The organism is Alistipes sp., from assembly GCF_020026455.1.
Lineage (GTDB): Bacteria > Bacteroidota > Bacteroidia > Bacteroidales > Rikenellaceae > Alistipes.
The window spans coordinates 19,067-40,140 of sequence record NZ_JAHHQJ010000010.1 but is presented as its reverse complement, the minus strand read 5'-3'; the positions used below and the strand labels follow the sequence as shown (position 1 = coordinate 40,140).

Below are 21,074 nucleotides of genomic sequence, written 5' to 3'. Positions count from 1 at the left end.
AATTTAGCAATTATTTCCCGGGATTCCTACCCTGCCAGTCGGCGAATTTTCAAAAAAATATTCACGGCACCCGTTTTCCGGAGGAGAAAATACCCCGTCGCGAAAAAAAATGGCGGGAAAAAATCGGTCGCAGCCGGAAGGCCGGGCCACCGCCACCCCACGAAAAATAACGGAGCCCGATCGGATAACTGCGGCGCTATTAAATATAAGTATCAAAAAATTTCCGAAATTTTAGTACTATGTGTTACAGAGTATAAATATTTTTACATATATTTGCAGTAACAGATAAACCAAACCGCCGAATATCATGAAAAAATTAATTCTCCTCATCGCAATACTCGCAATGGTCGCAAGCCGGCTTCTGGCCGCGCAGCTCTGCCCCTCGACGGGCCGCGTGGTCGACGAGCAGGGAAAAGCCGTCGAATATGCAACGGTTGTCCTGCTGAAAGGAGCCGAACAGGTGGCCGGCATGGTCACCGATGCCGAAGGGCGTTTCGTGCTGAAAGCCGCTCCCGGCGAGTACACCCTCCAGATTCAGTATCTCGGATGCGACCCCGTGAAAAAGACCGTGAGCGTGGAGCAGGAGAACTTTTTAGGCGACTTCGTGATGCATGCCGCGGCAACCGGAATCGAGCGGGTGGAGGTAAAGGCCCGGCTCGTGCGGCGCGAGGCCGATCGCTTTGTCGTCGACGTGGCGAACGCTCCGGCTGCCATCGGAAAGGACGGCATCGAGCTGCTGGAACACGCCCCCGGCGTATGGATCGACGGGGAGAAAGTATCGATCAACGGCAAGAGCGGCCCGAAGGTATATGTCAACGACCGCGAACTGCACATGGAGCCGGAACAGTTGCTGACCTACCTGCGGTCGCTCCGGGCTGAGGAGATTCAGAAAATAGAGGTCGTGCCCACGTCGGGAGCCGACTACGACGCCGACTCGTCGGGAGGCATCATCCGCATCACGCTCAGAAAACGCCGCGAGAACGGCATCGACGGCTCGGTGTCGTTCAACACCACGCAGGGAGATATCGTGCATCGCTACAATCCGGCCGCAAACATCAACCTGCATTCGGGACGCGTGGACTTTTACGCCTCGGCATGGGGTTCGTTCGAAAAGGAAAAGACAGTCTCCCGCGAACAGACTCGCTACGAGGCTACAGACAAGGAGCTGAATGCTCACTCGACGATAAAAAACCGCACCGACAACTTCGGAATCAACGCCGGAACCGTGGTCGAAATCGACGGCAAGAACAGCATCGGCGCCGAATTCGAATACTGGCACACCAGCGTCGAAGGACCGACCAAAACCTACTCGGAGTTGCGGAATGCCGGCACGACAGCGCACACGGACAGCAAATTCGACCAACTCAACACCCCCGACAACTACTCGGCGACGTTCAACTACATCCGCAAGATCGACACGCTCGGCTCGACGCTCAAACTGCTCTTCGACTACACACGCCGCGAAAGCGACTCCGGGAACGAGAACTTCAGCCGCACAACGACCCCGAAAGCAACGACCGACTCGATCTACCGCAACAACACCGAGGGCATCTATAACATCGCCACGGCGACACTGGCCCTCGAAAAGAAATACACCCCCCGTTTCACGATGAAAGCCGGCGCCAAATACACCTACAACGACATGCACAACGAGGCGCTCTATGAATACCGCCGGAACGATGCATGGATGCGCAACGACAACCAGAGCTTCACGATCGACTATACGGAGAACATCGCGGCGGCCTACGCCATCGCCTCGGCACAGCTCGGCCGCTGGGGACTCGTGGCGGGTCTGCGCGGCGAGTACACCCACACGGAGGGAAAAGGGGTCGGACAGGATTATTTCTCACTCTTTCCCAACGCCAACCTCTCCTTCGCCCTCTCGAAGGAGAAGGGATGGCTGCTGATCGCCCAATACGCCCGGACCATCGAACGCCCCAACTTCCGGAGCCTCAACCCGCAGCGGACACAGATTTCGGACTACACCTACCAGACGGGAAACCCGTCGCTCGACCCGGCATTCAAGCAGGACGTGAACCTCACGCTGGTGGCCGCCCACAAATACACCCTCACGGCCGGCATGCAGTTCGTCAGCGACGAGATTCAGGAGATAATACGGGCCGACACGGAGAAACCCGACATGCTGCAACTGACTCATGTCAACTTCGACGCCACGAAAAACTATTACGTATCGGTCAACCTGCCGTTCCAACCCACGAAATGGTGGCAGCTGAACGCCAACATCACCTACATGCGCCGCGGACAGCGCATAGAGCAGCACGGAGCCGAGCAGTTTTTCAACTGGGGATTCGTCCACCTCGCGACGACCTTCACGCTCCCGGCCAAATGCTACATCGACTTCTCGTACAACTATCAGAGCCGTATCAGCCTAGGCAACTGTTGGGTGGAGCCCAACCACCGGGTGCAGATCGGTGTGAAGAAGCGCTTCGGCGACCGGTTCACCGCCTCGTTCTCGGTGCAGAACCTCCTGAATCGGGAACATAAGTTCGGAGCGCAGGGCGACGGATTCGTCCGCGCGATGAACATCCGGCAGCCCTGGAGCAACCGCTCGTTCCGAATCGGGCTGACCTACAACTTCAAGTCGGGGAAGGCCTTCAAGCGCAAGGCCGTCGAGGCGGGATCGGCCGACGAAAAGAGACGGCTGTAACCATCCGAAGACAAACGAACGGCGCCGGAGGGATTTTCCCGCTCCGGCGCCGTTCGTTGCGGCAAAGTCCGTCAGCGCGTACGGCGGATGCGCGGCAGCGGCAGCCGGCGGGCCCAGCGCACGGCCCAGCGCGGAAGGTGGGGACGGCCCATCCACCGGGCAAGGTGTGTGACGGAGGTGGGGATGCGGATCGACTTGCCGGCGATGATGAGCGTCACGGCGGTAAGGATCAGCAAAACACCGATTCCGATGCGCAGGGTGAACCGTTCGCCAAAGACCGCGACGCCGAAAAACAACGCCGTGACGGGTTCCAGCGCCCCGAGGATCGCCGTGGGTGTGGAGCCGATGCGGCGGATGGATCCGGCCATCGTGACCAGCGAAATGATCGTCGGGAAAAGAGCCAGCGCAATGGCGTTGACCCACATCGCAAACGAAGGCATGGGTTGCAGATCGACACAGCCCCGCAGTCGGACGATGTAGATCAGCGAGCCGAAAATCAGGCAGTAGAACGTCAGTTTCTCGGTCGGAAGTTCCTTGAGCGACGAGCGGTTGACAGCAACGATCCAGATCGCATAGGAGAGCGCCGAAAGGAAGACCAGCATGACGCCCATCAGGTCGAGAGTGGCGCCGTCGTCCCCCTTGTAGAGCAGCGAGATGCCCCCACAGGCCAGAGTGATCGAAAAAACCGTGACGGCCGTGACCCGCTCGCGGAAACCGACGGCCATGATGACGGCGACCATCACCGGGTAGACAAACAGGATTGTCGAGGCGATGCCGGCGTCCATGAGGTTGTAGCTCTCGAAAAGCAGCAGCGACGAAAGCGAGAAGAGCAAGCCCACGGCCGCAAGCGGCAGGACATCGCGCCGCCGCAGGGCGAACGACTGACGCCGGAAAAGCATCAGCGCCCCCAGCATCAACACGGCCAGCACATAGCGGTAGAACAGCACGGAATCCACCCTCAGGCCCGCGCCGTAAAGCGGCAGTGCAAAGAGCGGATTCAATCCGTAGCTGGCCGCGGCTATGGCACCCAGCACATAACCGCGGGAACGTTCCGAGATCATTTAGAAGGCAACCTGCGGAGCGGCGTCAGTCCCTTCGGCCGACTCGAAATAGGGTTTCTGCTCGAAGCCGAACATCCGCGCAACGAGGTTGGCCGGGAAACGACGCACCGAAACGTTGTACTGCTGTGCTGCGGCGTTGAAGTCCTTGCGCGCTACGGCGATGCGGTTCTCGGTACCTTCGAGCTGGGCCTGCAGTTCGAGGAAATTCCGGTTGGCCTTCAGGTCGGGATAGCTCTCCGACACGGCGATCAGGCGCCCCAAAGCGGAACGAACCTCGGCCTGCGCCTGCTGGAACTGCGCAAGCCGCTCGGGAGTCAGCCCGTCGGCCGAAAGGTTGATCGACGTGGCCCGGGCACGCGCCTCGGTGACCTCGGTCAAGGTCTGCGTTTCGTGGGCCGCGTAGCCCTTCACGGTGTTGACCAGGTTGGGAATCAGGTCCGCACGGCGCTGGTACTGCGTCTCGACGTTGGACCAGGCGCTCTTAAGGCCCTCCTCCCGGTTGACGAAACCGTTGTAAGTCGCATAAAAGAAAATCGCAACCACGGCGACAACGCCGATCCAAATCCATTTTTTCATAACAGAAGCCATTTAAATTATTTAAACTTATTTCGTATCAAACCGTCGCAGTCGGGGCCGGTTGCAAGCCCGCCCCTATTCCAGGCCCGTCCCTGAGGGAAGGGGTTGTCGCAATGCAACCGAATTGCAGACGCTTTTCAGCCCGACATGCAACGCAGCGGAACTTCGTAGCTTCAACTACCAGCGCGAACCCGAGCCGCCGCCGCCAAAGGAGCCGCCGCCGAAGGAGCCACCCCCGAAACCGCCGCCCATGCCGCGTCCGAAATCGCCGCCGAGGATCGTTCCGCCCCCGGCACCGCCGCCGAAGTTGTCGTCGCGAAGGTTGCGCGAGCGTCGTGTAACGACTTCGCCGCAATGTGGGCAAATATAGGTATATTCGACCAGCCGGGAGTTGCGCGTGACGCTCAACACCCGCTGCGAGTGCTGTTTCAGAGCCAGCTTCCGGCACTTCGGGCAACGGCGCGAGAAATAGTAGTTGGCCAGCACCCCGCCCAGCGGAAAGACCACAAAGCCGAAGACGATCGTGAAGATCATCCACGCCGGGAGCCCCTCGTCGTTGGCCAGAGTGACCTCGCCGCCTTCGAGGACCGTGGCGGCGGCCTCCACTCCGGCGACCATGCCCGCGCTGTAGTCCCCCTTGCGGAAGGCGGGAAGCATCCGGTCGAGCTGGATGCGTTTGCAGAGTGCGTCGGGGAGGATGCCCTCGAGACCGCCGCCCGTGACGAAGCGGATCTCCCGCAGATCCTTCACCAGCAGGATGCCCAGACCGTTGTCGCTCGCCGAGCTGCCCACGCCCCAGCGGCGGAACAGATCAATGGCAAACGAAAACGGATCGCCGCCCGCAATGTCGTCGACGGCGACGACGGCAACCTGCGCCAGGCCCCGATCGCGCAGCGAGGCGCAGACGGAGTCGATATGCGCCACGGCGGCGGAAGAGAGGATGCCGTCGGGATCGGAGACATAGCGTCGCCGGTCCGTCAGCTGGACATTGGGAATCTGCTCCGAGCGGTATGTACCCGCAAAGGCGGGCAACACGCAGGCGAGCAGCAAGCATAGGATCGTAATTTTTCTCATAACCTCGTCGGCAAAGATAACAAAAAGTCGCGCCGTTGCAAAACCGGGGCGCAGAAGATCGCGCAGGCATGCCATCCTCCAGAAAGTGTCGTTACGGCAAAAGGTCTGGCACCGGGGGGGGGCGAGGATGGCGGGACTATCCGGGCCGGAGCCGGCGGGGGTTGCGGGGCCATCGGGGCCGGAGTTGGCGGAGTTGGCGGAGTTGGCGGAGTTGGCGGAGTTGGCGGGGATGTCAAGGCCGGGAGCGCCTGAACCGGAGACGGGGACGGAGCCAATGCCGGAGATGACGGGGGCGTCGGGACCTTCTGAACCGAAGCCGTCGGGGCCGGGAGCACCTGAACCGGAGACGGGGCCAATGCCGGGGATGGCGAGGGCGTCGGGAGTGTCAAGGCCGGGAGCGCCTGAACCGGAGCCGTCGGAGCCAGGGCCGAAGCCGAAGCCGTCAATGTCACCGCCACCGTCAATGCCACTGCCAATACCACCGTCAATGCCGGGGGTGTTTCGGGGTACGAAACGGGCGGAAAACGACGCGGGCGGATTCATCGCGTCAGGATCCGGTAGCTCCAAGGGGCCATATCCTCCTCAACGCGTCCGCGCAGTTCGTAAGAATCGCCCGTCATGGCATCGGTATACATTCCGGCGTAGATGCCCGTATAGTAATCGGCATGGATGGCGTAGGGCGAGAGGTTCATCACAGCGACGACACGGTTGTCCTCCGTCTCGCGGACCAGCGTCATCAGGCAATCCTCAGCGTTGTTGCGGATCTCGATCATCGCACCACCCCGCTCCCCCGCCGCCAGAGCCGGATTGTTGTGCCGAAGCGCCGCGAGCCGGCGGTAGAACTCCGTGAAGGTGTTGGCCCCGTAGGTCGGGATCGGGTCGCGGTCGAAGAAGGCGAACGAATGGTCGTAGCCGATCTCCTGACCGGTATAGATCAGCGGCAGGCCGCGCGGCACGACGAACGTGAAGACCGCCATGATCTCACGCGCATCGCCCAGACGGGAAAATTCGGAGCCGTTCCACGAATTCTCGTCGTGGTTCGACGTGAAGGCAAGGCGCATGGCCGAGTCGGGATAGGCTGTGCGGTCGGCATAGATATAGTCGCGCAGGGCCGTGACGCGGGTATGCTGCCGGGCAACGTCGTTCATCAGGTGGTGCATCCGCCAGGCATAGCAGGCGTTGAAGGCCCCCTCTTCGAAGAGATCAGGCTCCTCGGCCTCGGCCAGCATGAACAGATCGGGTTTCACCCCCCGCAGGTAACGCGAGGTTTCGTTCCAGAAACCAATGGGAACCAGCATCGCCATGTCGCAGCGGAAGCCGTCGACTCCGTGCTGCGTAAGCCAGAATTCCATGGCCTCAGCCTGCGCCCGCCACACGCCGCGATCGGCATAGTTGAGTTTGGCCGTGTCGGACCAGTCCCACGGCACGGCAGGCTGGCCCGCGGCGTCGCGCTCGTACCAAGAGGCGGGTTTTTCGGCGATCCACCGCGCATCGCGCGCCGTATGGTTGGCGACCCAGTCGAGCAGAACCCGCAGGCCCAGGCGGTGGGCTTCGGCGACAAAGGCGTCGAAATCGGCCATCGTACCCAGCTCGGGATTCACGGCGCAGTAGTCGCGGATCGAATAGTAGGAGCCCAGCGAACCTTTGCGCCCGGCCTCCCCGATCGGATGGATCGGCATGAGCCACACGGCATCGATGCCGAGGTCCTTGAGGAAGGGCAGTTTCGAGGCAGCGGCACGCAGCGTGCCTTCGGGCGTGAGCTGGCGCACGTTCATTTCATACAGGACGGCCTGATAGCTCCATTCGGGATGCAGATTCATCGGATATTCGCAGTTAGACGGATGACAGGGATCAACAGGATCAGGTGCGCCGCAGACGGAGATGACGGCAGGTACACCCCGAAGGGCAGGGTTTGCGGGTCGTATCCGGACAGGCGGCAATCTTTCATTTTTTTGAATTTAGGATATCAAAGATACATCTTTTTTCGAAAAATCCATCCGAAACGCCACCAAAAGCAGCCAATCACCTCACGGTCGGGAGTAGCAACGGCATTCGGGAGCCGGCGGTCGACGGCAGCGGGAATCCAGGTCCGGATTGCAGCCGCATGGCTGCAGGCTGCGTATGGTCTACGGATTACGCATGGGGGGGGGCATGAAGGATACGGCAGAAGGACGGATGAAATCCCCGGGTCGGAGGAATCGGTCGGCCCGGGGATTGAAATGCAAAGTCGATGAGAGGGGGATCAGATGTCGTAACGGGTGATTTCGTATGCGATGAGGCCCTGGTCGGTGGTCAGCATATAGGCCTGGACCGAATTGCCGTCGGCACTACGCCCAAAGACAATATCGCCCGAACCGTTGGGATTGCTGCCCAAAACAACCGTTCCGGGTTGGAAGGGCGCCGAAGAGGTCATTCCCGTGGGCGAGAAACCCGCTCCGGGGATCTCGGCGGTTCCGAAAGAAAGGTCGCCTTCGCGCGAGTCGAAAATAAATCCCGAGGTCAGCGAAGTCGGCGTCGGATTGGTGATGTCGGCAACATACATGCGGCAGTTGCGGACGTTATCCGACATTCCGCCGTTCTGCATGGCGATGAGCCGCAGCCCATTGAAGTCAATGCAGTCGATTCCCGTGGTGCGGTCGTTGGTCCAGAAGCGGGACTTCGGCGTGTCGAGAACAACGGCTTTGCCATGATTCTCGGGAACATAGGTCACTTTCAAATGCTGATTGCCCGTTCCATAGAGATAGCTGGGGCTGATATTGTCCTTGCCCATGGAGAAGATGATCGGTTTGGTCGTATAGAACATGGCCTCAAATCCTCCGTCGGGAAAATCGACGATTGCCTGTGCCGTAGAAGGCTTGCCGTCGGTAAGCGGAAGGAAGACGGCGCGGAGTCGCTGTGCGCAGGTGGTCGAAATCATGGCGTTCCCCGAGGTCACATCACCGAAAGCGTAGACCATACGGCCGATGTCATATGCCGCAGCCCATGTGTTGACCTTACGAAGCGGCTCGAAGTAGGTATCATTGGGAAGGCTTTTCGAAAAAATCCGGGTCGGGGCCTTGCCGAGCCCCTCTTTCCAGACCCAGATTTCGAAATCGGGAAGCGAGGTGGCATTCGTATAGGGAACGGCAATCAGGTGGCCTGCGTCGTCACTCGTAATGGCATGGATCGAGCGGGTGATGCCGGTCGTGTTTACCTTCACGTCGGACAATTTACCCGTAAAGCGGTTGAGAACAATCATTTTCGACGCATCGCCGCTGTTGCCTATGATCAGATTGTCGCCGATGATGGCCATCGAGCGGTTGTTGACCGGGACAAACCCGTAGGGATTGTCCTGCATGATCTGAAAACCGAACAGATTAGTAATGTATCCGATCTTGCCCGTGGGAACAAAGGCTGGGGTGTCCACCCGGGTCATGTAGGTCGTACGAACCTTGCCGTCCTGGGAAATGACTTCGATTTGAGGCAGGGTCGTCAGATCGAACGATCCGTCCTGATTCATGGCCGCACTTTCAATCGTGGCCCAGGGCGATATTTCGATGACGGCCGATTTCAGCGCCCCGTCGATGTTCGACGAGGTCTTGTAGACGGTGATTGATCCCAGGGCTCCGGCACGCTCGGGCTCCTTGATCAAAATAACGGCATTGGGCATATCAGCCAATGTCACCCGCGAGACAGATGCCTTGTCCGATTTGACATATTCGGCTCTGATCGTGAAGTGACGGCGCGTTCCATCCACTGCGGAGACCAGCGTCCGCTCGATGCCGGCCACCAGGTCGTGGATACCCGATATTCCCGGCTCGAAGCGGGTCCCATAGGGCAACGATGCGCGAACCTTCATTGCGGTCAAATCCCCCTGGATGGGATCGGTGTCCGAAATATAATAGGGAACCTGGACGGTGATGAGTCCGTCCGCCTGATTCACAACGGCGTCATACTCGACCTTGGGCTCGGATACCAGATGCCCCTTAACGGTCAGGGTCTGCATGTTTTCGCTGCCGGTACTCACCAGATCGTCCGGATCTTCGCATGCCGTAAAGGCAAGCCCGGAGACGAGCAGTATGGTGATTAAATAGTGCATTTTCATAATTATTCCGTATTGAATGATTTATCAAATTATTTCCAAACTTCGTTCTGCTCGCACAACGTATTGTTCTGCAATTCGCTGTAAGGAATGGGGAAGATCGTGTACTTCTCCGGATAATAACGGTCCTGAGTGTCGCACGCCACACGTTCGTAGCTGAAACCGTCGCCGTTCCTGGTCACCCGGACGCCGTGGACTCGCTGGTTGTTGAGCGTCTTGACGGCAATACCCCAGCGAACCAGGTCGAAGTAACGATGGCCCTCGAGGCCCAATTCACAGATACGCTCCTTGCTCAGATCCTTCAGATAATCGTCCCAGCTGCCTTTCCGGGGCAAATTGGGAAGGCCGACACGGTCACGGATGACATCCAAATCATCGTATGCCGGGCCAAATTGGTTCTGACGCGCATGGGCCTCCGAACGGATCAGATAGATTTCGGCCAGACGCATCTCGGTCCAGTAGGTTCCCGAAAGAATATTGGTGAAATTCACATTCCCGCTGTCATCCAGAAATTTACGGAAAATATATCCTGTCGTGGTCTTGTGCACGTAATCTTGCCCGGTGATGGAAAAATCCATGTAGCCGTCGGTGCCTCCCTCGTAGAGCTCCAGCCGGCGGCCCTGCCACGGAGCGTCGTTGTACAGAATGGAAGCATAGAAACGAGGCTCGCGCCGCTCAAAAGGTTTGTTGTCATATCTCGCCAGGTTATTCCACGAAAATGACTCCCAATTTCCGTCGATCAGGATATCGAACGACGAAGCGTATTCATCGGTCGGAGTGGCCGTGGCGCCAACAACCGTCTCCGCCTTGTGGGGCTTGCCGTCGTACGGAGGGCAGAAATGGTTGTTGAAGCTGTGCTGTTTCATGCTGATACCCGACTGGAAATAGACCGGAAGAAGCAGCTCACTGTTGTCGGGTGTAGAGAAAATCTTGTAATACTCCTCGGCACTCTTGCCCGGAAGCAGGGAATATCCCATGCCCAGGACCTGATCGCATGCACTTACGGCCTCGCTCCAGCGTCGGGCGTAAAGAGAGGCGCGCGCAATCATGCCCCATGCGGCTCCTTTGGTCAAACGCCCCTTGTCGGCATCGGGCCATTGATCCGGCAGGTCAGCCTGGGCTTTTTGGTATTCTCCGATGATGAATGTCCAGCAATCCTCCTCGCTCGAACGGGCTTTGGCCCGTTCGTTGGGACCGTCAACGACCGTATCGCTGTTGCGGAGCACGACTCCGCCGTGGCGGATAACCAGTTCCTGATAGGCAAAAGCTCGCAGGAAGCGAACCTCCGCCGTACGGATCTTGACCGACTCGCCGTCGAGCCTGATGAGCCCCTTGTGCAGGTCCTCGAGATATTCGTTGAGTTTGCTGATCCAGCCATACATGCTCGACCAGTTGGAGCGGAAGTTGCTTTGCTCGGTAACGAAATTGGGTTGATAGAAGAATTTGTTCATGGTCCCGCTCTCGACGTTGTACCATGAATACTTGATCAGATCAGTGGCTCCGTCGTCCATCAGACATCGGCTGTCGCAGTTGATGTCCGCATTGGCATAGAGCACGCCATAGAAGGATTTGACGTACAGGTCCAGATTCTTGATGGAAGAGTAAGCCGTGGCATCGCTGTACGAGCGGGAGGGGGCAACATCGAGGACATCGCAGGATGTTGCTGCCAGGCAGAAAAACGCCAGCAACCCAAGTGCGGATTTTATTATCTTGTTCATATCGTTCGCTTGTTTAGAATGAGAGATCAACTCCGAATGTATAGGTACGCTGCTGCGGGTAGTATCCCGTCGGAACGTTCACGCTTTCGGGATCGATCCACTTGAAATCGGTAGCCGTAAGCAGGTTGTTGCCGCTGAAGTAGACCCGCAGGTTCCGGATGCCGACCTTGCGGAGCCAGTGTTTCGGAAGCGTATAACCCACGACGATGTTTTTCAGACGCAGGTATGCTCCGTTGCGTTTCCAGAAGTCGGAGACATGGCCGTTGTTGACCGAGGAGCTCTTGGTGACGGACAGACGAGGATATTCGGCATGCGGTTTGTCGGGCCTCCAGGCGTTTTCCACCAAATAGAGCGGCGCATTGTCATAGTTGGCGTACCAGGGAATGGTCAACGGCGTCTGGTCGGCAACTCCGTTGTTCCAGGTCGCCTGAATCATGCGGTCGCAGAGGGCGGCTCCCTGCAACTGGATGGAAAGATCGAGACCTTTGTATTCGGCATCGAACGAGAAGGAGAACATCATTTCGGGAACACGTCCGCGGGAAATCCGGACACAGTCATCGCTGGTGATGGTTCCGTCGCCGTTGATGTCCACATACTTGATGTCTCCCAGACGGGGCTGTACGCCGATCGGCTTCGGGGCATTGGCCAGCTCTTCCTCGCTCTGATAGAGCCCGTCGGATTTCAGGCCCCAGATGGCCCCTACCGGAGAGCCGAGAATGTTCTTCCACGGCAACGTGTTGTCGGGCTGCTGCTTGCTCAGGATGCGGTTGCGGGCAAACGAAAGATTGCCGGAGATGTTGTAGTTGAATTGGCCGATATGGTGGCGGTGGCGGAGGACCAGCTCAAAGCCTCGGTTGTCGAAGGATCCGTCGTTGATATATGCCGGATAGTGGCCGCCCAGCGAAGGTGGATAGATCCCCCCGATGGATTGGAGGATATTGAAGGTGTATTTGTAAAAATAGTCGAATTCTACGCCCAGCATGCCGTTCCATGCGCTCAGCTCAAAGCCGATGTCGTAGGTGCGCGTACGCTCCCAGGTGAGATCCTCGTAGGGAAACGCCACCTGGTTCGAAAGGGTCCCCTGGGATGTGGGGATCTTTCCGAAGGCCACATCGCTGGTGTTGTATTGGAATTGTTTGCGATAGAGGAATTCGGCCACATTGTCGTTGCCAAGCGTTCCGACAGATCCGCGCAACTTGAAGTATTCGATCTTGGGAAAAGCCGTTTGGAAGAAGTTCTCCTGAGAGAGAACCCATCCGACCGAAACCGAGGGGAAGAAGCCCCAGCGTTGGTCTTCGTGGAAAAGATAGGAACCGTCGCAACGGAACGAGGCCTCGAAGAGGTATTTGTCAGCGTAGGCGTAGTTGATGCGTCCTACGTAACCGGCATAGGCCGATTCGCCCGAAGCCGATCCGTTGGTGGCTGATGCCGGATCTCCGAAGTTGAGTTCCGCGATATCGAATACGGGGAATTTACGCCGGCCGCCGACCATCTTTTCGTTCTTGAGAGTTGTCTGCTCATAGAGGAACAGGGCTCCAACGGTGTGTTTGCCGAAGGTGTTCGAATAGGAGATTTGAGGACGCAGAACGACGCGTTGTTCGTTTCGGTTCTCCAGATATAGATTTCCGTCGGCAGTCAGGTCGGCAGCCTTGACGAGCGAGTATTTGCTCAAGGGATCGGCGCCGATATTCGAACCGCGCTGGAAGGTATAGGCCAGCACATCGTATGCATACGAGAAACTGCGACCCGTATAATGAAGGTAGTCCCAGCTGGTGAACAGACCCAACTTCAATCCTTTGACAAAAGGCAGGGAATATTCGACGTTGGCCGAGGTCTCAAAGCGCAGGTTGCGGGACTTGCTGAATCCCGAGTGCTGCGATCCGTATTCGGGATTGGCGGCGGACCATGCGGCCCGATAGCCCGATACCGGACGTCGCTCGCCGTCTTTTTCCAGCCATTTGGGAACAAACGGAATCGAATACATCATCTGGTGGAAAAGGTTGAGACCCGCCTGATTCTCGTAGGAGTAGCCTCCCGGACAGTAGTTGTCCTGCACCGAACCGGCTACATTGAGGGCCACATGAAGATTCTGGTGCGGGGTGAGGTCGATATTCGACCGCAGGTTGCCGCGAGAATCCTCATGTCCCTTGATGATGCCGTTCTGATTCCGGAATCCGCCGCTGACAAAATAACGGACTTTGTTCGAGCCGCCGCCGATCGAGAGGTTATGCTGGTGCATCAGCGTGAGGCGCCGCATCGGAGACATCCAGTCGGTATTCTCGTATCCGTCCGAGGGATCTCCGTTATGGGTCAGCTCGATCTCTTCGGGGGTAAACTGGAATTCGGGCACATCGTCGCCGCCCTGTTTGTCGAGGGCAAGGCCCATGTTGTAATAGTCCATGTACTGCGTACCGTTCATAAAGTCGGGCATGGTAGTCATCTCCGACATGGTAACGCTCCCCCGATAGTTGATCTCCACGCCCCCTTCGTGGCCGCGTTTGGTCGTTATGAGAATGACTCCGGCGGCAGCCTTCATGCCGTAAACGGCACTGGCCGAAGCATCCTTGAGAATCGTTACCGACTCCACATCGTTGGGGTCGACGGTAGACATGTTGCGCTCCACGCCATCGACCAAAACCAGCGGACTGGACCCGTTGTAGGATGAGGTTCCGCGGACCATCATCGTGACACCATCGGCGCCCGGTGCGCCCGTAGCCTGCTGGGTGATGAGACCGGGCAACTTGCCGACCAAAGCCTGGGAAATGGTACTCACGGTCGACTTCTTGATCTCCTTGTCGACAACGGCGGCAACGGCTCCGGTAAGGTGCACCTTCTTCTGTGTACCGTAACCTACGATGACGACCTCGTCCATGCGTGCGGCATCTTCTTCCAGACGGACGTCAATCAGGCTGCGGCTGTTCAGATTGACATCCTGCGTTTTCATGCCGATAAAAGAGAATCGCAGGCTCTGGGCCCCGGCCGGAAGATCCAGGCTATATGCTCCGTTGCTCAAGGTGGTGGTTCCGACGGAAGTCCCCAGCACAACGACATTGACTCCAGCCAACGGATTACCTTGGGAGTCGGTTACCGTCCCCTGCACACGCGATTGTCCGAATGCCGAAGCAGACCCTCCCGCAAACAACAGCAACAAGGCGTATACGACAAAACGTCGTATCCAGGAACCGGGTTCTCGCATTGAAAAATGTTCCTTCATAGATTCATTGAATTAGGTTGGTGGTTTAATTGAAAAAAAGTTTTTATTCCGAAAGCTTGGACGTTCATCCGAAAATAAAAAACAACTCCAAGGTGACCCGATAAAACAACAAGCAGATTTCTACATCATAAAAGTAAAAGAATTAAAGGTTGGATTTTAATAAAATAAATTCGCGCTACAGCCTACAACTCATTAATTATTGAGTTACAACACAAATATAAACAAATAGATTTATAAATCTACACAAAAAAACAAAATAATCACTTAAAGAGAGAGATGCAATATCAAATTTTACACATCCCGCTCCCATAAATATTATTTTTTATAAAGGAAATCGAGTTATTCCCAAGCCCTTGGTATGATTCCGGATTCGATAACTATATAGCGACAGATGAACCGCGTTGGGATTAATCGCGGCCGGCAACGAAGGCGAAAAACGGAGCGCACGAAGAGCACGCAATCTGCCGGCATAAGGGGCCAATGTTGCGCCGCGGCAAAGGTTTGTGCTGCGGCTCTCGATTCGTGATGGCAGAGGCATTGATCCGGCGGCGGGGTGAAACGATTCGGGGAAGGGGTTGTCCTGCGAAAAAAAATGCGTATCCGACAACGCATGACCTGCCAGGACCGGAAAATATAGCCCCGAAAAAGTGTCTGTTTTTCTGAATTATTTATATCTTTGCACACGTAATTACAATCAATGCATTATTAAAAATGAAGCAACTCTGCCTTCTCATCGGAACTGCCCTCCTCGGCATACTGCTCGTTTCGTGCTCCGCGCAGAAACGCATCTGGTATCTGCAGGACGCACAGCCATTCACACCCGAACAAATCGCCGAAAACGGACAGATACGCATCAAGCCGCTCGACCGACTGACGATCGTCGTCAACAGCAAGGATCCCGAGCTGGCAGTGCCGTTCAACTCGGCAACCTCCTACAATTCGCTCACGGGGAACAACATCTCCGGTGCCGCAACCTCGCAGGCTCTGCAGACTCGAACCGTCGACGAGAAAGGCATGCTCGACATGCCCGTGATCGGCAAGGTCGAATGCAAGGGCAAGACCCGCGGAGAACTGGCTCAGGCTATCGCCGAAAAGATCATCGAAGGCGGATACATCAACGACCCCACGGTCAACGTACAGTTTGCCGACATGAAGATTTCGGTCATCGGCGAAGTGGCACGTCCCGGATTCTACGATGTCACGCGCGACAAGATTTCGATTTTAGACGCCCTGGCAATGGCCGGAGACATGACCGTATACGGCGTGCGGTCGGAGGTGGCCGTGACACGCGAGGTAGACGGCGTGCGCACGATCGAATACCTCGACCTCACATCGGCCGACATATTCAACTCCCCGGTTTTCTACCTCCAGCAGAACGACGTGGTCTACGTGAAACCCAACAAATACAAAGCTCAGACCGGTGAGATCAACCAAAACCGGACGTTCTACCTTTCGCTCATCAGCACGGCCGTTTCCGTGGCAACTCTTCTCACTGTAACCATAAAGTAGTCCGAAGACATGGCAGAACAACAGATCAATCCGCAGATGCAGACCAACAACGAAGAGTTGGCGAACACGATCACCCTGCACGACATCATTCACATGGTGATCGCCAACTGGTATTGGTTCGTGCTTTCGGCCGTATGCTGCCTCTGCGCGGCCTATTTATATCTGGCCAGCACCCCGGAGATTTACAGCCGAACGGCAACCATTCTGGTAAAGGACAGCCACAAGGGCGGAGACGTGGACCTGATGGCATTCAGCGATCTGACGGGATTCCAGAACCGCCGCAACGTCGACAACGAAGTGTTCATCCTCCAGTCGCGGCGCCTGATGACCGAAGTGGTCAAGCGGCTCAACCTGACGGTAAACTACTCGGTGAGCGAACGACTCCGCCGGCGCGACCTATACGGGCAGGCGCCGATCGACGTGAAGTTCATCAACGACAACGACAACCAGTCGCTCTCGATGGAGATCACGCCCCTCGACGAGGACAAAATCCAATTGAGCCGATTCGAAGACAAGTTCGTCACCAAATCCGAGAGCCGCAGCGTCATAACGGCCGCTTACGGTGACACGATACCGACCCCCGTGGGGCAGATCGTGGTGCACAAGTCGCTCTACATGAACCCCGAATACCTCGGGGTGCCGATCCGGGTGAACAAGAGTTCGCTGGGACGGACAACCAGCACCTATCGAACCAGCGTGAAAAGCGACGTGGTCAACAAGCAGGCTTCGGTGGTGACCGTCACGATGAACAACTCCGTTCCCCGGCGCGCAGAGGATGTGATCAACACGCTCATAGAAGCCTACAACGAAGACGCCATCGAGGACAAGCGCCGGGTGTCGGTCGCGACGGGCGAGTTCATCGAGGCCCGTCTGAAGGTTATCGGACGCGAACTGGGCGACGTGGACCGCAACATCGAGAACATCAAGCGCGACAACCAGATGGTCGACATCACCTCGGAGGCCGCACGCAGTGTGTCGGAAAGTTCGCACTACAAGACCGAAGGTCTTTCCCTCGAAAACCAGATCAACGTGGCGGAGTACATCCGCACCTATCTGAACGATCCGAAAAACGTCGGAGAGCTGATTCCGGCGGTTGCGGCAGCCGGAATCAACACGGCCATCGCCTCGCAGATCGAAGATTACAACGCGGCGATCCTGCGCCGCGAGAAACTGCTGGAGAACAGTTCGGATCGCAGCCCCGTCATTCAGGACCTCGACAACCTGCTGGCAGCCGTGAGGCGTTCGATCATCTCGTCGCTCGACTCCAACATCTCGACGCTCGAGATCCAGCGCGACGCCATGCGCAAGGAGGAGACACAGGCCAACCTCCGCATCTCGACCATGCCTTCGCAGGAAAAGGTCATTCTCGGCATCACGCGTCAGCAGAAGATCAAGGAAGAGCTGTTCCTTTACCTGCTGAGCAAGCAGGAGGAAAACCAGCTCAACTACGCCGTGGCTGAGAGCAACTCGCGGTCGATCGACTTCGCCTACGGCAGCAACACGCCCGTGTCGCCCCGACCCATCATGATCCTGGGCATCGCTCTGATCGTGGGGCTGGCCATCCCCTTCGCCCTGCTCTATCTGATCGGCATGCTCGACACGACTATTCGCGGGCGCAAGGACATTGAGGACAACATCAGCGCCCCGTTCTTGGGCGACATACCCTTCCACGAGGGCGGCGCCGACAAGTCCGGAATCGTGGTACGCGAAACGGGCCGCGACCCCCTGTCGGAGGCGTTCCGCATTCTGCGCTCAAACATGACATTCATGGGCGTATCGGTCGGAACCAACGTTCACACCATCCTCTTCACCTCGTCGAACCCGCATGCAGGAAAAACCTTCGTGGCCACAAACCTCGCCATGACCATCGCCATGGCCGGGAAGCGGGTGCTGCTGATCGACCTCGACCTGCGCCGTCACGCCCTGTCGACCCAGTTAGGTCACGGAAACAGCAAAAACGGAATCACGGGATATCTCGCAGGGACGGTTCCCAATGTGGACAAGATGATACAGAACTCCGGATTCCACGAGAATCTCGACGTGATATACGCCGGAGTACAGCCGCCCAACCCCGCGGAGATGCTCCTTTCGGACAAACTCGACAAGCTCATCGCCGAAATGCGCGACAGATACGATTATGTCATCCTTGACAGTACGCCCGCCATGTCGGTGGCCGACGCGATCATCACCGACCGGCTTGCGGACCTCTGCATATATGTCGTACGCGAGGGTGTGCTCGACCGTCGCCAACTGCCCGACATCGAACGCCTCTACCGCGAGAAGAAGCTCCACAACATGTGCATCGTATTGAACGGTGCCCGCGCCCGCCATCACGGATACGGATACGGGTATGGATACGGTTATGGGTACGGATATGGATACGGATATGGAGACGATTACCAGGAGGTAAGTTACCGCAAGCGCATCAAGCATTTCTTCCGGTCTCTGACACATAAAATAAAACGCTAACAATGGCCATTCACGACGCAATAATAGCTATAGACTTTGACGGTACGGTCGTAACGCATGCCTATCCGGAGATCGGTGAGGATGCGGGAGCCGTACCCGTACTGAAAGAATTGACAAACAACGGTTGTCGGCTGATTCTACACTCAATGCGGCACGGAAAACTGCTGGACCGTGCGGTGGAGTGGTTTCGCATGCGGGGTATTCCGCTCTATGCCGTGAACGAAAACCCGTCGCAGAAGCGCTGGACCTCGTCGCCGAAGGTTCATGCGGATCTCTATATCGATGACTGCAATTTGGGTTGTCCGTTGCGGTTCATCGACGGAGAGAAGCATCCCGTAGCCGATTGGATCAAGATCCGCGAGCAACTCGTCCGGGAGGGATTTCTGGATTAAGTTGCGGCAGGGCCGGGCGGGATTTTCAGCTTGAGATGCAGCAGGGTCGGGATTTCGGGCGAAATGCTGACAGACAACAAGATAGCAAGACCATTCAACAAAAAAGCGAAACTTCCTAAAGTTTCGCTTTTTTGTTTGCGGCCGGCAGGAGCGGGATATCCGCTTCGTCGCACATCATGGAAAATGGGGCAGCGGAAGGTACTCTTGGGTACAGCGATACCCGACACAATTCCCTGCGAGAGTGCAGCAACCGACATCCTGCGGAAGAGCTAATGATGCCCTACGCGAGACCCTGCAGAAGAGCAGCAATGCCCTGCGGGTGTACAACGGATGCTATGCCCGATACCCGACACAATGCCCTGCGGGAGTGCGGCGGTGCCGTCTGTGGACCGGGAGCTACGCCCAAAGATTGCGGGGATACTTGCCCTCGGCAATCATCTTCTCGATGGCGGCCATCAGCGCGGGCTTGTCCTCCTTGTAGGTGACGCCGTGCCACTGGGCTACGGAACGCAGCACGCGGAGCGTTGCCGTGCCATCGCCGATCAGTCGGTTGACCATCGTCGGGATGTAGAACTCCGACTTGATATTCTCCTTGTTGGCCGCGAACCAGTCTTTAAAGAACTCCTGCGAGTAGGTGAAGTAGTCGGGCGTGAAGCCGAAGAGGTTCATCGAAACGGGCGTATCCTCGGCAAGAGGTGCGTCGGCTCCGCCATCGTGGAAGACAATCTGACCGTCGGGCATCCGCTCGATCTGCGTACGCTCGACCATCGATGTCAGGTCACCTTTCGAATCGACGCCGCAGACGCCGCGCGAAACCGTACCGTTGGCCGAAAGCGTCCTGTTCAGGTCGTAGGCAACCATGCAGTAGCTGTTGCGGCTGTCACCGAGCTGGGACAGGTACTCTCCGATGGTCTTATAGGCCTCGGCTCCGTAGAAATCGTCGGCGTTGATCACGGCGAAGGGTTCGTGAACCGCATCGGCAGCCATCATCACCGCGTGGTTCGTACCCCACGGCTTGACTCGGCCCTCGGGAACCGAAAGGCCTTCGGGCAGGCAGTCGAGTTCCTGGAAAACAAAATCAACGGCAATGCGCCCGCCGAAACGCTCGGCCGAGAAGACCTCGCGGAATTCCTTAGCAAAGGAGTGACGGATGACGAAAACAACCTTGCCGAAACCGGCCCGGATGGCATCGTAGACCGAATAATCGATGATGGCCTCGTTGTTGGGACCGACTCCGTCCATCTGTTTGAGAGACCCGTAGCGGGAACCCATGCCCGCGGCGAGTACCAGTAATGTGGGTTTTACCATGTTATTTGATCTGTTTATGACATTGGTTCAAAACAGTCACAAATGTAAAAAATTAAGCGCGCTCCGCAAAGGATTTATGCAAATTTGCCTATCTTTGTAGGACCAACAAAGTGAAATCGTACCCGGAGAGATGAAATTTCTGAAATCCATAAGGGCATGGTGGCAAGGCTTGTTCCGCAAACGCCGGTTCAACATGCTCAACGCAACGGACAACACCGAAGAGTGGCACATGCACCTCTCGCCGGCAAGCATCATAGCCGGTCTGGTGGCGTTCCTGCTCCTGCTCTTCATCCTCACGCTGTCGCTGGTGGCCTACTCCCCCATTCTCGAATTCCTGCCCGGATACCGCACCGAAACCGACCGCGCGCGCGAAAGCCTCGTGCAAAACATCATCCGACTCGACTCGATGGAGCGCATGATGAACGACATGATGACCTACAACGAGAACATTGCCCTGATCATGGAGGGACGGACCCCCGTGGCACGCGTGCTCGCCTCGTCGGATTCGGCCCGCATCAGCAAGGTCCTCGTTATGCCCTCGCACGAAGACTCGCTCCTGAGGGCCCAGATGGAGGGAGACGGACAATATGCCATCGCCGGGCGGAACGCCTCGCGGCGCAAGGTGCGCGAAGCCATCGAACTGGCGACACCCATCGAGGGAATCATCACCGAAAAATTCGACATCCGGCAGGGAAATTTCGGCGTGAAGATCGCCGCAACCGCTGCAAGCCGCATCACGGCCATAGACAACGGATCGGTTGTTCAGAGCCTCTGGACCCCGGAGACGGGCTACATCGTGATCCTGCAGCACGCCGGAAATATGATCTCGGTCTACAAGAACCTCTCGCAGCCGCTCGTCACGACGGGACAGACCATCCGCTCGGGCGAACAGATCGGATACAACGCCGAAGCCGAGGAGGGAGAGGTCCGACTCTTCGAATTCGAACTCTGGAACAACGGGAAACCCGTGGATCCCGAGGGGTATATCGTCTTCTGACAAACGC

13 protein-coding genes are annotated in these 21,074 nt (G+C 57.3%); 5 read left to right on the top strand and 8 right to left on the bottom strand.

Going from position 1 to position 21,074, the window contains the following annotated elements; translation table 11 throughout:
• The first annotated feature begins 307 nt into the window (after positions 1-307).
• A complete protein-coding gene (locus tag QZ460_RS07005; RefSeq protein WP_290540861.1) occupies positions 308-2,668 on the top strand; it encodes an outer membrane beta-barrel family protein in 2,361 nt (786 codons plus the stop codon).
• Between the two features lie 71 nt (positions 2,669-2,739).
• On the opposite strand, the gene QZ460_RS07000 is transcribed toward QZ460_RS07005, so the two are convergent.
• The 7 genes from QZ460_RS07000 to QZ460_RS06970 all read right to left on the bottom strand — a co-directional run bounded on the left by QZ460_RS07000 (position 2,740) and on the right by QZ460_RS06970 (position 14,374).
• Complete coding sequence (locus QZ460_RS07000; protein WP_290540860.1) at positions 2,740-3,729, bottom strand: DMT family transporter; 990 nt, start codon at positions 3,727-3,729, stop codon at positions 2,740-2,742.
• The gene (locus tag QZ460_RS06995) at positions 3,730-4,305 is read right to left on the bottom strand and encodes a LemA family protein (RefSeq protein WP_290540859.1); all 576 of its coding nucleotides are present in this window, start codon (positions 4,303-4,305) and stop codon (positions 3,730-3,732) included. It lies immediately after the preceding gene.
• 177 nt (positions 4,306-4,482) lie between these two features.
• Positions 4,483-5,379, bottom strand: a complete 897-nt coding sequence (locus QZ460_RS06990) for a YgcG family protein (protein WP_290540858.1) — start codon at positions 5,377-5,379, stop codon at positions 4,483-4,485.
• A gap of 539 nt (positions 5,380-5,918) precedes the next feature.
• Complete coding sequence (locus QZ460_RS06985; RefSeq protein WP_290540857.1) at positions 5,919-7,199, bottom strand: alpha-amylase family glycosyl hydrolase; 1,281 nt, start codon at positions 7,197-7,199, stop codon at positions 5,919-5,921.
• Between the two features lie 422 nt (positions 7,200-7,621).
• On the bottom strand, positions 7,622-9,463 hold the full coding sequence (locus QZ460_RS06980; RefSeq protein ID WP_290540856.1) for a DUF5018 domain-containing protein: 1,842 nt from the start codon (positions 9,461-9,463) through the stop codon (positions 7,622-7,624).
• A 29-nt stretch (positions 9,464-9,492) separates the two neighbouring features.
• On the bottom strand, positions 9,493-11,178 hold the full coding sequence (locus QZ460_RS06975; protein ID WP_290540855.1) for a RagB/SusD family nutrient uptake outer membrane protein: 1,686 nt from the start codon (positions 11,176-11,178) through the stop codon (positions 9,493-9,495).
• A 13-nt stretch (positions 11,179-11,191) separates the two neighbouring features.
• Positions 11,192-14,374 (bottom strand): TonB-dependent receptor, encoded by a 3,183-nt coding sequence (locus tag QZ460_RS06970; RefSeq protein WP_290540910.1) that lies wholly within the window; start codon positions 14,372-14,374, stop codon positions 11,192-11,194.
• Positions 14,375-15,103: 729 nt separating this feature from the next.
• On the opposite strand from QZ460_RS06970, the gene QZ460_RS06965 reads away from it, so the two are divergent.
• The 3 genes from QZ460_RS06965 to QZ460_RS06955 are packed head-to-tail and all read left to right on the top strand — an operon-like array spanning position 15,104 to position 18,762.
• The gene (locus QZ460_RS06965; protein WP_290540854.1) at positions 15,104-15,901 is read left to right on the top strand and encodes a polysaccharide biosynthesis/export family protein; all 798 of its coding nucleotides are present in this window, start codon (positions 15,104-15,106) and stop codon (positions 15,899-15,901) included.
• Between the two features lie 9 nt (positions 15,902-15,910).
• On the top strand, positions 15,911-18,370 hold the full coding sequence (locus tag QZ460_RS06960; RefSeq protein WP_290540853.1) for a polysaccharide biosynthesis tyrosine autokinase: 2,460 nt from the start codon (positions 15,911-15,913) through the stop codon (positions 18,368-18,370).
• A 2-nt stretch (positions 18,371-18,372) separates the two neighbouring features.
• On the top strand, positions 18,373-18,762 hold the full coding sequence (locus tag QZ460_RS06955) for a hypothetical protein (protein WP_290540852.1): 390 nt from the start codon (positions 18,373-18,375) through the stop codon (positions 18,760-18,762).
• Positions 18,763-19,158: 396 nt separating this feature from the next.
• Here QZ460_RS06955 and QZ460_RS06950 read toward each other — a convergent pair whose 3' ends face one another.
• Positions 19,159-20,070 carry a sugar phosphate nucleotidyltransferase gene (locus tag QZ460_RS06950; protein WP_290540851.1) on the bottom strand — a complete coding sequence of 304 codons (912 nt, stop codon included), beginning with the start codon at positions 20,068-20,070 and terminating at the stop codon, positions 19,159-19,161.
• Between the two features lie 130 nt (positions 20,071-20,200).
• Between QZ460_RS06950 and QZ460_RS06945 the strand changes: the two genes are divergently transcribed.
• The gene (locus QZ460_RS06945) at positions 20,201-21,067 is read left to right on the top strand and encodes a M23 family metallopeptidase (RefSeq protein ID WP_290540850.1); all 867 of its coding nucleotides are present in this window, start codon (positions 20,201-20,203) and stop codon (positions 21,065-21,067) included.
• Positions 21,068-21,074: the final 7 nt, after the last annotated feature.

Bases quoted from the DNA above. Each gene is read 5' to 3' on its own strand.
- QZ460_RS06995 (WP_290540859.1), bottom strand. From the start codon at position 4,305: ATGAAAAAATGGATTTGGATCGGCGTTGTCGCCGTGGTTGCGATTTTC.
- QZ460_RS06975 (WP_290540855.1), bottom strand. From the start codon at position 11,178: ATGAACAAGATAATAAAATCCGCACTTGGGTTGCTGGCGTTTTTCTGC.
- QZ460_RS06985 (WP_290540857.1), bottom strand. From the start codon at position 7,199: ATGAATCTGCATCCCGAATGGAGCTATCAGGCCGTCCTGTATGAAATG.
- QZ460_RS06960 (WP_290540853.1), top strand. From the start codon at position 15,911: ATGGCAGAACAACAGATCAATCCGCAGATGCAGACCAACAACGAAGAG.
- QZ460_RS06955 (WP_290540852.1), top strand. From the start codon at position 18,373: ATGGCCATTCACGACGCAATAATAGCTATAGACTTTGACGGTACGGTC.
- QZ460_RS06965 (WP_290540854.1), top strand. From the start codon at position 15,104: ATGAAGCAACTCTGCCTTCTCATCGGAACTGCCCTCCTCGGCATACTG.
- QZ460_RS06990 (WP_290540858.1), bottom strand. From the start codon at position 5,379: ATGAGAAAAATTACGATCCTATGCTTGCTGCTCGCCTGCGTGTTGCCC.
- QZ460_RS06950 (WP_290540851.1), bottom strand. From the start codon at position 20,070: ATGGTAAAACCCACATTACTGGTACTCGCCGCGGGCATGGGTTCCCGC.
- QZ460_RS07005 (WP_290540861.1), top strand. From the start codon at position 308: ATGAAAAAATTAATTCTCCTCATCGCAATACTCGCAATGGTCGCAAGC.
- QZ460_RS06970 (WP_290540910.1), bottom strand. From the start codon at position 14,374: ATGCGAGAACCCGGTTCCTGGATACGACGTTTTGTCGTATACGCCTTG.
- QZ460_RS06980 (WP_290540856.1), bottom strand. From the start codon at position 9,463: ATGAAAATGCACTATTTAATCACCATACTGCTCGTCTCCGGGCTTGCC.
- QZ460_RS06945 (WP_290540850.1), top strand. From the start codon at position 20,201: ATGAAATTTCTGAAATCCATAAGGGCATGGTGGCAAGGCTTGTTCCGC.
- QZ460_RS07000 (WP_290540860.1), bottom strand. From the start codon at position 3,729: ATGATCTCGGAACGTTCCCGCGGTTATGTGCTGGGTGCCATAGCCGCG.